The organism is Rhodococcus sp. S3 (genome assembly GCF_058211795.1).
In genome coordinates this window covers 1,149,668-1,161,568 of sequence record NZ_CM177074.1, presented here as the reverse complement: position 1 = coordinate 1,161,568, position 11,901 = coordinate 1,149,668, and the positions used below count along the sequence as shown (strand labels likewise).

At 67.4% G+C, this 11,901-nt stretch carries 11 protein-coding genes and 1 pseudogene; 3 read left to right on the top strand and 9 right to left on the bottom strand.

Translation table 11 applies throughout. The features are described 5' to 3' along the window. Positions 1 to 164 precede the first annotated feature (164 nt). The 7 genes and pseudogenes from AC0LPE_RS05545 to AC0LPE_RS05515 form a co-directional block, all read right to left on the bottom strand. Complete coding sequence (locus tag AC0LPE_RS05545; protein WP_490605762.1) at positions 165 to 1,109, bottom strand: Ppx/GppA phosphatase family protein; 945 nt, start codon at positions 1,107 to 1,109, stop codon at positions 165 to 167. Beyond that, positions 1,106 to 1,633 (bottom strand): DUF501 domain-containing protein, encoded by a 528-nt coding sequence (locus AC0LPE_RS05540; RefSeq protein ID WP_490605761.1) that lies wholly within the window; start codon positions 1,631 to 1,633, stop codon positions 1,106 to 1,108. The genes AC0LPE_RS05545 and AC0LPE_RS05540 overlap by 4 nt, the downstream gene beginning before the upstream one ends. Next, positions 1,630 to 2,337, bottom strand: a complete 708-nt coding sequence (locus tag AC0LPE_RS05535; RefSeq protein WP_490605760.1) for an FtsB family cell division protein — start codon at positions 2,335 to 2,337, stop codon at positions 1,630 to 1,632. The genes AC0LPE_RS05540 and AC0LPE_RS05535 overlap by 4 nt, the downstream gene beginning before the upstream one ends. A gap of 8 nt (positions 2,338 to 2,345) precedes the next feature. Then, the gene (gene eno, locus AC0LPE_RS05530; RefSeq protein ID WP_016694026.1) at positions 2,346 to 3,632 is read right to left on the bottom strand and encodes a phosphopyruvate hydratase; all 1,287 of its coding nucleotides are present in this window, start codon (positions 3,630 to 3,632) and stop codon (positions 2,346 to 2,348) included. Positions 3,633 to 3,748: 116 nt separating this feature from the next. Further along, positions 3,749 to 4,471, bottom strand: coding sequence for a lytic transglycosylase domain-containing protein (locus AC0LPE_RS05525; RefSeq protein WP_430716220.1), 723 nt, complete (start codon positions 4,469 to 4,471; stop codon positions 3,749 to 3,751). Positions 4,472 to 4,655: 184 nt separating this feature from the next. Further along, positions 4,656 to 5,657 carry a UDP-glucose 4-epimerase GalE gene (galE, locus tag AC0LPE_RS05520; RefSeq protein ID WP_490606311.1) on the bottom strand — a complete coding sequence of 334 codons (1,002 nt, stop codon included), beginning with the start codon at positions 5,655 to 5,657 and terminating at the stop codon, positions 4,656 to 4,658. Positions 5,658 to 5,724: 67 nt separating this feature from the next. After that, a pseudogene (locus AC0LPE_RS05515) lies at positions 5,725 to 6,861 on the bottom strand (sugar transferase); the annotation flags it as partial. Positions 6,862 to 7,109: 248 nt separating this feature from the next. On the opposite strand from AC0LPE_RS05515, the gene AC0LPE_RS05510 reads away from it, so the two are divergent. Together AC0LPE_RS05510 and AC0LPE_RS05505 are read left to right on the top strand one after the other, a co-directional pair. Then, positions 7,110 to 7,292 (top strand): hypothetical protein, encoded by a 183-nt coding sequence (locus AC0LPE_RS05510; protein WP_490605759.1) that lies wholly within the window; start codon positions 7,110 to 7,112, stop codon positions 7,290 to 7,292. A gap of 696 nt (positions 7,293 to 7,988) precedes the next feature. Continuing rightward, positions 7,989 to 8,225, top strand: coding sequence for a hypothetical protein (locus tag AC0LPE_RS05505; protein ID WP_490605758.1), 237 nt, complete (start codon positions 7,989 to 7,991; stop codon positions 8,223 to 8,225). A gap of 59 nt (positions 8,226 to 8,284) precedes the next feature. Here AC0LPE_RS05505 and AC0LPE_RS05500 read toward each other — a convergent pair whose 3' ends face one another. Together AC0LPE_RS05500 and AC0LPE_RS05495 are read right to left on the bottom strand one after the other, a co-directional pair. Further along, complete coding sequence (locus AC0LPE_RS05500) at positions 8,285 to 9,841, bottom strand: type IV secretory system conjugative DNA transfer family protein (protein WP_490605757.1); 1,557 nt, start codon at positions 9,839 to 9,841, stop codon at positions 8,285 to 8,287. A gap of 29 nt (positions 9,842 to 9,870) precedes the next feature. After that, positions 9,871 to 10,821, bottom strand: a complete 951-nt coding sequence (locus AC0LPE_RS05495) for a M48 family metalloprotease (RefSeq protein WP_490605756.1) — start codon at positions 10,819 to 10,821, stop codon at positions 9,871 to 9,873. A 263-nt stretch (positions 10,822 to 11,084) separates the two neighbouring features. On the opposite strand from AC0LPE_RS05495, the gene AC0LPE_RS05490 reads away from it, so the two are divergent. Continuing rightward, positions 11,085 to 11,876, top strand: a complete 792-nt coding sequence (locus tag AC0LPE_RS05490; RefSeq protein WP_490605755.1) for a Rossmann-fold NAD(P)-binding domain-containing protein — start codon at positions 11,085 to 11,087, stop codon at positions 11,874 to 11,876. The last annotated feature ends 25 nt before the right edge of the window (positions 11,877 to 11,901 follow it).

Sequence of the window (11,901 nt, the reverse complement as noted above, 5' to 3'; positions counted from 1 at the left end):
AGGATTTGCGAGCGTGGCAAGACGCGAACAAAAACTACGACCGGGACACAGTCAACCACACATTCGTCGAGAAGTCTCCCCCGCACCGTCCGGAGCCGCGCGCGCTCGGGATCCGTGTGGATCGAACCCCGGAATCCGGGGTCGACACCACACGGATCCGGAAACTAGCGTGCGACCGACATGGCGATTCCGTCGAGGATGTCGTGTTCGCTCACGACGAGTTCCGTGATGCCCGCGCGGCGTTCGAGTTCGTCGGCGAGGACGGTGGTGACGATGGCACCGCCGCCGATGACGTCGACGCGGCCCGGATGCATGGGGCCGAGCGCAGCGCGCTTCTCGCGGGTCGCGGAGACGAGTCCGTCGCACACCTCACGCAGACGATCGAAGGGCACCGACGACAGATGGATCTTCTCCGAGTCGTATTCGTCGAGTTCGAGAGCGAGGGCGGCGAGAGTGGTCATCGTGCCGGCGACGCCCACCCAGGTGCGGGCCTGCTCGACCGGCACCCGCTCGAGCGCCTCGCCGATCTTCTCTCCCGCGACCTGCCGGGCCTGCGCGACCTGCTCGCCGGTGGGCGGATCGTCGTGCAGGCACCGCTCGGTCAGGCGCACACACCCGATGTCCGTCGAATAGGCCGCGTGCACTCCGGTGGCATCGCCGAGCACCACTTCGGTGGATCCGCCTCCGAGGTCGACGACGACGAACGGCCCACGGGCGGAGTCGAGTTCACCGACCGCGCCGGCGAAGGACAGACGCGCTTCCTCGTCGCCGGTGATGACCTCGGCCTCGGCGCCGGGGATCACCGCTCCGAGCACCTCGCGGGTCATCGAGAAGAAGTCCTCGCGGTTGCTCGCGTCGCGGGTCGCCGAGGTGGCCACCATGCGGACCGCGGTGGCTCCGGTCTCGCGGATCAGATCGGCGTACTCCACCAGAGCGACCCGCGTGCGTTCGATCGCTTCCGGGGCGAGTCGTCCGGTGGCGTCCACACCCTGACCGAGCCGCACGACCTTCATGAGCCGGGTGACGTCGGTGAGCGTGCCGTCGTCCCCCACGTCGGCGATCAGCAGACGGATCGAATTGGTACCGCAGTCGACTGCCGCGACTCTCACTGCTCTTCTCCGCGCAGTTCCGCGTAGGTGGGCCAGTCCGCGGGAACGGCGGTGCCGCGCAGACCGGCATCGGCTGCGAGAGCGACGGATTCGTCGCCGAGCGGGTTGACGCCCGGTCCCTTCGCCAGGGAGTGGGCGATCAGCACGTGCAGGCACTTGACGCGCTCGGGCATGCCTCCGCCGGTGAAGTCGGTGCCGAGCGACTCGATCGCGTCGCGTTCGGCCAGGTACGACTCGTGGGCGCGCAGGTAGCCCGCAGCCAGTTCCTCGTCGGTGCCGAGACGTTCCGTCATCTCCTTCATGACCCCGGCCGATTCCTGCCGGCTGGCCTCGGCCGTGAGGCGCGGGTCGGTGAGGTAGTAGAGCGTCGGGAAGGGCGTGCCGTCGGGCAGCTTGGGCGCGGTCTTCACCACTCCGGGCGCACCGTCGGGGCAACGGTAGGCGATGGCCAGGACACCGCGGGGTTCACGCCCGAGCTGGGCGGCGACGGCGTCGAGGTCTTCTTGCGTGACGTGATCGGTCACCCGGGAACATCTCCTGGTTCTGGGGGTGCCACAGGCATCTGCTGCGGCACGGGTTCGGGCTCGGGTTCGGGTGCCGGTTCGGAGACCGACAACCACAGGTCGCTGTACCAGGCGCCGGTCGTCGGCCGCTCGGGTTCGCGTTCCTCGCGTTCGGGTGGGGCGTCGCCCGGCAGTTGCACCTGGTAGGGAATGTCGCCGGGGACGACGAACCGCAGTCGCTCGCGGGCCTGGGCACGGACCCAGGCCGGATCCTCCATGCGGGCCTTCTGTTCCGCGAGGGCCGCGATCTCCTGTTCGAGCTGCACGCGTTCGGCGGCGAGCTGCTCGGCTTCGGAACGCTGGCTCACGTAGGTGCGCAGCGGCACCGCGAGGGTGAGGGCGAGACCGCACACGACGAGGGCGAGCACCACGGCGCGGCCGGTGGACAGGCCGAGGACGGTGCGTTCGGTGCGGGTGCGGCGGGAGTCGCGGGGCGCGCCGACCCGGGTGGGGCGGGCTCGCCCCGAACCACCGGGCCGGCCGCGACCGGGCGACGAATGAACGGGGTCCTCGCGACCGGCAGGCCGCGCACCCGCGTTCTCGGCCGAGTGTTCGGCCGGGGCGGTAGATCCCGTGGGCCGGACCCGGCCCGGACGCCGGACGCCCGACACACCCTCGGTGCGGGTGCGCCTCGCTCCGGGACGGGATCTACCGCGCTGACTCATGCCGGCGATCAGCCCTCGACGGAGAACCGCGGGAAGGCGAGCTCGCCGGCGTAACGAGCGACGTCACCGAGGGACTCCTCGATGCGCAGCAGCTGGTTGTACTTGGCGACACGCTCGGAGCGGGCGGGCGCGCCGGTCTTGATCTGTCCGCTGCCGACGGCGACGGCGAGATCGGCGATGGTGGTGTCCTCGGTCTCGCCGGACCGGTGGCTCATCATCGTCTTGTAGCCGTTGCGGTGTGCGAGGTCGACGGCGTCGAGGGTCTCGGTGAGGGTGCCGATCTGGTTGACCTTCACGAGCAGCGCGTTCGCGGCGCCCTTGACGATGCCGTCCTCGAGGCGCTCGGGGTTGGTGACGAACAGGTCGTCGCCGACGAGCTGGATCCTGTCGCCGATCTCCTCGGTGAGCGCGACCCAGCCCTCCCAGTCGTCCTCGCTGAGCGGATCCTCGATGGAGACCAGCGGGTACTGGCCGAGCAGCTCGGCGTAGAAGGCGCCCATCTCGGCGGCCGTCCGGTTCTGGCCCTCGAACTTGTAGCCGGTGCCCTCGGTGTAGAACTCGGTGGCAGCGACGTCCAGCGCGAGCGCAACGTCGCTGCCCAGCTTCAGGCCGGTCTTGGAGATGGCCTCGCTGATCAGGTCGAGCGCGGCCTTGGTGCCCGCGACGTCGGGGGCGAAGCCGCCCTCGTCGCCGAGGCCGGTGGCCAGGCCCTTGCTCTTGAGCACGGACTTGAGGGAGTGGTAGACCTCGGCACCCCAGCGGAGGGATTCCTTGAAGGTCGGGGCGCCGATCGGGGCGACCATGAACTCCTGGACGTCGACGCCTGTGTCGGCGTGGGCGCCACCGTTGAGGATGTTCATCATCGGCACGGGGAGGATGTGGGCGTTCGGGCCGCCGACGTAGCGGAACAGCTCGAGTCCGGACGACTCCGCACCGGCCTTCGCGACGGCGAGCGACGCGCCGAGCAGGGCGTTGGCGCCGAGGCGGCCCTTGTCGGGGGTGCCGTCGGCATCGAGGAGGGCCTGGTCGACGGTGCGCTGCTCGGTGGCGTCGAGGCCGATGATGGCCGGGCCGATCTCGGCGAGGACGGCCTCGACGGCCTTCTCGACGCCCTTGCCGAGGTAACGGTCGCCGCCGTCACGCAGCTCGACGGCCTCGTGCTCGCCGGTGGAGGCGCCCGACGGCACCGCAGCGCGGGCGAAACTTCCGTCCTCGAGCAGCACCTCGACCTCGACCGTGGGGTTGCCACGGGAGTCGAGGATTTCGCGGGCTCCTACCTGCTCAATGATGGCCACTGGCTGATTCTCCTTCGATGGACTGTCACGCTGCGGTGTCTGCACGCTGGGGACAGCCTAACGGTCGCGACCTGCGTGTGAGGCACAGGCGCGCTCGAGGCCCGGCGCGGTGCCGTCTACGGCCGCACTCCCACGCCGTAGGCGGCGGCGCGGTCGCGGACGAGCATCAGGTATTCGGTGGAGCGGTTGTAGGCCATCAGGGCGTTCGTCCAACCCTCCGCGGTGGTCAGGTCGCCTCCGCGGTCGCACAGATAGCGTCCCGCGGTCAGAGCCGCGTCGTCGATGTTGTCGGGGTCGGCGATGCCGTCGCCGTTCGCGTCGGCACCCCATCGTTCCCAGGTCTCGGGGATGAACTGCATCGGCCCGACCGCCCGGTCGAGCACCGGGTCGCCGTCGAGGCGGCCACCGTCGGTGTCGCGGATCTCGGCGTTGCCCCTGGTGCCGTCGAGCGGGACACCCCGGATGGGCGGCGAGACGCTGCCGTCGGGTCCGAGGGAGGCGCCGCCGAACCGTCCGTGGCTGCTCTCCACGTTGCCGATGCCGGCGAGGGTCGTCCACGACAGGCCGCATCCGGGGGTGCCGACCGCCAGGACGGCCGCCGCGTGCCCGTACGCCTCGAGTGCGGTGGTGGGGATGCCCAGTTCGCGGGACTGTGATTCGGCCCAGTCGGCGAGCTGCGCCGCTGTGCGGCCGGGACCGTTCACGTCGATGGGCGGAACGGGCAGGCCGGGAGCCGGTGGAACGCCGTCGGGGATCTCGACGGACGGCCGCCGGGGTGAGTGCAGTGCGGACTCGACCGCCACGAAGACGACGGCGACGAGCGCACTGAGCAGGACCACCGGCCACAGCCAGCGTCGGGGTTCTCGATCGGACGGCACCCCTCCATATTCCATACGGGACGAAAACCCCATGTAGACGCACCGGCAGATGCACCGGCAGACCCACCGGCGCCGACGATCCCGCCTGATCGTCGGCGCCGGCCTCGGAGGGTGGAATCCGCGAGGGGTCGGACTCCACCGGGGGTCAGGTTCCGACCGGGATGGTGTCACCCTCCTCACCCGGCACGGCGGCCACGGGTCGCGCACCGGACCACGCCTGCCACGCGCTGCTCACGATGTCGTCCAGGTCGCGGCGGGCCTGCCACCCGAGATCTCGGCTCATGCGTTCCGCATCGGCCACCACCCGCGCCGGATCCCCGGCACGTCGATCACCGACCCGCCAGTCGAAGCACACGCCGCTCGCGCGCTGCACCGCCCTCATCACTTCCAGCACACTTGCGCCGTGCCCGCGTCCGACGTTGTAGGTGGCGGCGGTGCGTGCGGACCGTGTCGTCGGCACCACGGCCGCGTGCGCATCTGCCAGGTCTGCGACATGGATGTAGTCGCGGATGCATGTTCCGTCCGGAGTCTCGTAGTCGTCTCCGTAGACGGTCGGGGGTAGACCCTCGTCCAGGGCCTGGAACACCTTCGGGACAAGATTGCGCGCCCCCCTGTCCGCGAGACTCGGTTCTCCGGCTCCTGCCACGTTGAAGTACCGCAGGGCCGTCCAGCTGATGCCTTCGGCTGCAGCGATGTCGCGCAGCATCCACTCGCACATCAGCTTCGTCCGCCCGTAGGGGGAGGCCGGGTTCGTGGGCGAGTTCTCTGTGACCCTCTCGCAGTCGGTCGTGCCGTATACCGCTGCGCTCGACGAGAACACGATCGACCGCATGTCCGTACGCACCATTGCCTCGAGAATGCTCAACATCCCGAAGACGTTCTCGCGGTAGTAGTACCCGGGCCGGGCTGTCGACTCGTCCACGGCCTTCCGACCGGCGAGGTGGACCACGGAGTCGACGTCGTAGAGATCGAGCACATCGGCCACGAATGCACTGTCGCAGACGGCCCCGGTCTCCAACGGCACACCGTCGGGGACCAGTTCCGGCCGTCCGGTGGAGAGGTCGTCCAAGACGACGACCTCATGGCCGTCCCGGAGCAACGACCTGACGACATGCGCTCCTATGTAGCCGGCACCTCCGGTGACCATCAGCATCGTGTCCGCCTCTCGTAGACAAGCGTGGGTCGGGATCGAATTCGGAACAGAAGGGTGTGGATCAGTACGCACTGTCGCCGCGGAGGACGGCGCCCACCGTGCGCCGGAGGATCGACAGATCCATCAGGAGCGTCCAGTTCTCGATGTAGCGCAGATCCAGCCGAACGGACTCGTCCCAGTGGAGATGGTCACGACGACTGACCTGCCACAGTCCGGTGAGTCCGGGTTTGACGAACAACCGGCGCGCGGCGCCATCGTTCCCGTACCGCTCGACCTCGGATCCGAGCGGTGGCTGGGGCCCTACCAGCGACATGTCCCCCTTGACGACGTTGACCAGCTGTGGAAGTCCGTCGAGCGAATGCCGGCGGATGAACCGCGCGATCCGGCTCGCGCCCGGATCGTTGCGGAACTTGTATACGGTGTACGTGCGTCCACCGCGTCCCACCCGGACCTGGGAGTGCAGAATCGGACCCGCACCGTCGACCTTCGTCGCGACAGCGACGACCAGCATCACCGGTGCGAAGATCATCAGGATGAGCATCGCCAGGACCCGGTCGAGTACGTTCTTCACGATCCAGGCGGGGCCGCTGTAGCAGGGGGCGCTCAACTGCAGCAGAGGTAGCCCCGAGACCGGGGTGATGTGCAGGCGCGGTCCGACGACGTCCATGAGCACAGGGGCGACGAGCAGGTCCGCGCCGAGCCGTTCGAGTTCCCAGCTCAGGTTCCGCATCCTCGGATGTGACCATCGGCCGGACGGCAACAGCGCGACCGCTTCGAAACGATGCTGTTCGACGATGGTGATGACGTTCTCGTCCGTGCCGAGCACGGGGACGTCGTCGATCGCGAGGGGGCGGGCATCGGCAGAAGCGTCGGGCGCAAGGCAGATGCCGTCGACCCGCCACCCCGCTTGCTGCAGAGAATCGGCACGCGCGACGAGTTCGTGCACTTCGTCGAGGTCCCCGGCCACCAGCACCGAACGGAGACAACGACCTTGCGAACGCCCCCGGGACAGTCGCCACTGCAGGATCTTCCGGCCCGCCAGGGTGAGCACGAGCGCGATCGGCAAGGCGCCGAAGGCCCAGGACCGGCCCGCAGAGGTCCCCCATCCGTATCCGGCGACAGCGAGCGCCGCGATCGCGAACAGGTATCCTCGGAGGATTCGCCGATACTCCTCACCGCCGGATCCGAGAGTCCTTTCGTCCCAGACCCTCTGGGCGGCCCCTGGACCTCATCGAGGTCGGTGCCGAAGTAGTAACGCAGGCCACCGAACTTCTCCTTGACCTGATACACCAGGTATTCCGGATCGAGGGCAGCGAGAGCCTCGTCGAGCCCGACGAGGATCGAGTACCAACCCTTGCCAGCCCGGACATACCGTCCCCACCCGTCGGGGATCCGCAACAGGATCTGCTGTAATCCGTCGGCGTACTCTCCTGCGTCCTCCGGTACGTGCAAACAGTCACGTATGCGATCCCAGTCGATGTCGACCTGCGCAAGCTGCCGGACCACGGCGGCGCCGCCATCATCATCTCCACTTACGAACGCGTCGCGAAGGGACTGGAGCATCGACCCCACCGCCTTCAGTTGGTCCATGTCGCGGTCGCTCAACCCCGGCTGCGGCTCACGCTCTGACATACCTGCCAGTCTCCTCCTGCGCGCATGGAATCGGATTCCCGCACAACGCCAGCCAGGTGAGAACAGGCAGTGCGCAACAGTGCGGAAACCTATGCGGGAGGTACGTCGGGGTCGGCAACCAGGTGCGGCAGAAGATTCTCAATTTCGACCTGTGTGCGCCAGCCCGGCACTCCCACCGACCTTCCGTCGGTTTCCCGCTTCGGGGGGCACTCCTCCACGATCGCCCGCGTTGCCGGCCGGGGGTCCAGGAACATCCCGTAATGCGGCCCCGCGCGATGCGACTCGGTTCGATGGGGCAGTGTGAATCGCTGAGCTTGCACCGCACACGGTGTCGATGACCTGTACGCGGATCGTCGAGGCCTCGCACCTGGTACCGCGAAGTGAGAAGAGCCGCGGCGCAGGGCTCGCTACAAGCCACGCCGCGGCCCCCTGTCGATGTCAAACGGTGTTAGCGCACCTCCACCGACAGCCCGAGGCTACCGGCATCCGGCGACACAGCCCAATGACCTGCTCGCGGATCGGATGTCGGAGATCCCCGGTACACTCTCGACCGCACAACTAAACAGAGGCTGCCACTACACCGGCAACTCAACCTTTCAGGTCAATTCACCTGGATCTTGGGTTCGTCGGTAGTGGCTGTTAGCGCAGTCATCGCTTGGCGACCCTTGATCCCTGACGGTTCGAGGAGAACCGATGGCTCGCTACAACAACCGGAACCGTAACACCTTCGTCGCGAAGGTCGACCGCACCACGGACAACGTGGACGCGGTCGGAAGGCTCGCCGCCGCCGTTTATCACCTGACCACGGAAGTGGCCGGCATCATCAGGGTGATCATCGGCGTCGTGATGCTCATCCTTCCCATCGTCGGTGTGTTCTGTCCGGAGCTTCTGCCACTCGTGGAACGCGCGATCCCCCTTCTCGGGAAATGATCGGGTAACCGCGAACACCTGCGGCCCAACCATCTTTGGTTGGGCCGCAGTCCGTCCGGTCAGTTCCGGAGGTTGACCAGCATCGGACCGACACGGTTGCCATCGCTGGTGGCGAGCGCCATCAGCGCGTGTCCGGGCGGGACGCCGGTGATGATGTCCGATGGTGTCCAGCGTGCGCGTTCGATACGTCGACTGGACACCGACTGGGTCTGGCCCTCGCTGTGACCACTGCGCCGGGTGAGGATTGTCCGGTCGTCGTAGGTGATACTGCTGGTTTGGCCGCGGCTGACGGTGTTCTGGGTGATCCATTCGTCGCCGAACCATCGCGAGAAGTGGTCCGCGGTCTCCGGGTCGACTCCACCGAAAACTGCTTTGCAGCCGGTGGATCCGAAGATCGTCGGGCGCACGTCGGGTGGGAAGTCGGCGAGGGTCTGGGTGAGCAGGACCATGCCGGCGTTGTTGGAGCGGACCTTCTGCACGCCGCGGGCGACGTAGTCGTCGACGTATCGCCCCGCCTCGTCGATGACAAGCCCCTTGAAGATGCGGCGGTTGGTATCCGGGGCCGAGGTGGTCTGCACGAACTGAGAGACCACCAGCCTGGCCAGCACCCGCGACGCTTCCGGATAGTCGGCTTCGGGGATGGCGACCCGGACTCGAATTGGCCTGTTGATGTCACGCATCTCGAACCTCTGCTTGTGGTCGAAGATCCTGCGCAGCGCCGGCCGGTCGAGCCTCGCGAGGCGTTCGACGAGACTGGCGGCGGGGTCGTGACTGCCCTGGGACTGCCGGACCCGGTTGTCTAGATGCTCCTTCCATTCCTTCGCTCCGGCTGTGCCTTTCAAGGCTGCCTTCACCTGGTCGTGAACGGCCTGGGAGGCACGCAGCAGCGCTAGGAGCTCCTTCACTGTCGGCCAGGTCCCGTACGCGGCGTGATACGGCGCGAGGCAGTCGTAGAGCGCGTTGTAAGAGGCGTCCTTGAAGTACGCCTTGTCGTCGGACACGTTCGGGGGCAGCAGTGCTGCGGCGAGCCGGTCCGCTGCGGTGTCGGCGTTGGTGGCGCCTCCGAACAGGCTGAACCCGTGGGTCGGGTTGAGGGGGTCGATCGTGATGTCGAACCAGCCGTCGTGGGCGAAGTCGGTGCCCTTGGGGTCGATGACGACCAGACTCGCCTTCCCCGCCAGGGACGCGAGGGAGAGGTGCTCGACGATGGGGATGGCGAGGCTTCGGGTTTTTCCCGATCCGGGCGGGCCGATCACCATGAGCGAGGTCCTCAGCACGTCGTGGTCGACACCGAAGTCGCCGGCCCGCATCAGGGCACTGTTCGCGGTGGGCACCACCCGGCCGAGCCGCACCTGCCCGGCGAGCACGTTGTGGATCGCGAACCGGGTGCCCGGCAGGGTGCGGAGACCGGAGGGGTGCAGGGCCGCTGCCGATCCGAGCGTGGCGAGTTCGCTGGTCAGGCGCTGGCGGATCTCCGGGTCGTGGGCGGCGTGGTCGACGGCGGTGAGGATGCGGGCCCGGTCGATGTCGTCGAGGGTCTGGTCATTCGCCAGCGCATCCAGAATCCCTGCCGCGGCAGGATCGTCGTGGCGAAGGTAGTCCCAGGGTTGTTCCACACGGATGTGTTTGCGCTGTGGGAGCCACCTCATGGCCGGCTGCCGATCTGGGTGTGGCCGTAGAGGCGCTTCTCGAGGGCCTGGATGCGGGCCGCGCACGAGGGGTGGCTGGAGAACATGTTGGCACGCCAGCCCTGTTGCTTGCGTGCGTCGTCGTGGCCCGCGTTGAGCCACCCGTAGAGCACTTCGATCAGCGGCGGTCCGTAACCGAGGTCAGCGGCGACCCGGTCGGCGTACTTCTCGCCGTACCTGCTGAACCAGGCCAGCACGAAGGGGATCGCGAACAGAAGAAGCAATGCGGGGTGGATGGCGTAGGCGAACCACGCTAGGCCGAGCAGCCACAGCACCGGGAACAGACGCACGATCGGCCCGACGAGGCACCCCGCTGCCTGCCCTCCTGCGCGGCCAGCGACTGCGCCACCGGCGGCACCGAGGGTGAAACCCGTGAGAATCGCGAAGACCATGTGGTTGATCCAGTAGAACGCCTTCGCGGTCATCCGGCCGGGAATGGCGTACCAGTACATGAGCAGTCTCGCCCAGGCGTGTCCGCCGAGGTGGTGGCCGAGTTCGTGGGCCAGTACCGCGGCGAGGTGGTTCGGCGGCATCTCCAACGCGGTGCGGGTCACGGCCACGATGTGCCCCGAGGTGGCGAAGGCGTTCAACTCCTGAGTGTCCTGCACCCAGAGCCGGTACCGCTCGGGCCGGACCCCGGCTGCGACGGCGACATCACCCCACACCATGTCGAGGACGCTGGCTTCAGCCATGGTTGGCTTCCGCAGACGGAACATCACTCTGGCGATCACGTCTTCTGTTGGTCGGAAGAAGACCAGCAGGCCTGACGCGAGGAATGCCGCGATCGTGGTCGAGAGGGCGGTGTCGTTGTTGGGGGCGATGATGTCCACCACAAGCCCGATGATGATAAGGCTGAACAGCAACCAAGGGATCCCGAGCAGCAGGGTGGCGAGGGTCGAAAGATGCACGCAACGGCGGAACCTCGGTGGTGTGGGAAATCCAGCCCCCGGTTCTCCCACCGGTTGGAATGCGCCCGGCTGAGGCAGTTCAGATCCTGTAGTCATCAAGTCCCCCGAGGTGTGTCCTTACGTTCCGGCCAGAAAGGCTATTCGGGGTCGTCGGGACGTGCGTCAGATGGGTACCTCCAGTTCGGGGACGGGGTGATTCGGCTTGCGCAAGGACGAGCCCCGAACAGCGAACTAATCAGGCCGGACACGATGTAGGATCATGGTTGCCGCTGCTCGTCGAGCGGGGCTTCCATCCCACCCCGGTGGGCGCTTCTGCTTCTCTCGTCCTCGATTCCTTCGCGATGATGCACGAACCCGACCAGCGAGCCGGTTTCCTGAAGCGTGCGGCAGCCCTCGAGCCCGATGGCACCTTCCTGATGCAGTTCCAGTCCCTGTCGGCGATCACGTCTCGAGGACGATGGAATACCTTGCGGCACGGTCACTTCGCTTACTACTCCCTGACCGCACTCCGCCGGTTGCTCGGTGACGTGGGCCTACACATCGCCCAGACGTGGATCTTCGATCTACACGGCGGATCGGTCCTGCTTGCAGCGCAACGTGATCCGTGGACGAGTTCGGCACCGGGAACACGGCGCCTGTTGGCCTCCGAACGCGCGATGGAATTGACGAACCCTGTCACTCTCGGCACCTTGCAACGGCAGGCCGACCGACAGGCAGCCGAGTTGAACAGCTGGTTGAAACAGATGCACATGCGGAATCGGAAGGTCTTCGCCTACGGATCGGCCTCCCAGGCCGTCGCTCTGTTCGTCCGGGCTCACGTGGATCGCTCCGTCATGGCCGGCATGGCCGACGGTTCTCTGCCCGCAGCAGGCCACCGCATGCCCGGCACCGACGTTCCCATCGTCGGCCTCGACGCATTACGTGCCGCGGCGCCCGACTGCATCCTGCTCACGGCTCCTGAACGGCTACACGAAGCACGAGTGCAGCTTCCGGAATTCCACGGCCGCTGGTATCTGTCACCGGACGGCCGGAACGGAGTCCGGTTCGGCGGCTGAGCGCTCGGTATCGATGCGGAGTGGA

Bases quoted from the DNA above. Each gene is read 5' to 3' on its own strand.
- galE (WP_490606311.1), bottom strand. From the start codon at position 5,657: ATGGTCACCGGAGGTGCCGGCTACATAGGAGCGCATGTCGTCAGGTCG.
- AC0LPE_RS05505 (WP_490605758.1), top strand. From the start codon at position 7,989: ATGGCTCGCTACAACAACCGGAACCGTAACACCTTCGTCGCGAAGGTC.
- AC0LPE_RS05535 (WP_490605760.1), bottom strand. From the start codon at position 2,337: ATGAGTCAGCGCGGTAGATCCCGTCCCGGAGCGAGGCGCACCCGCACC.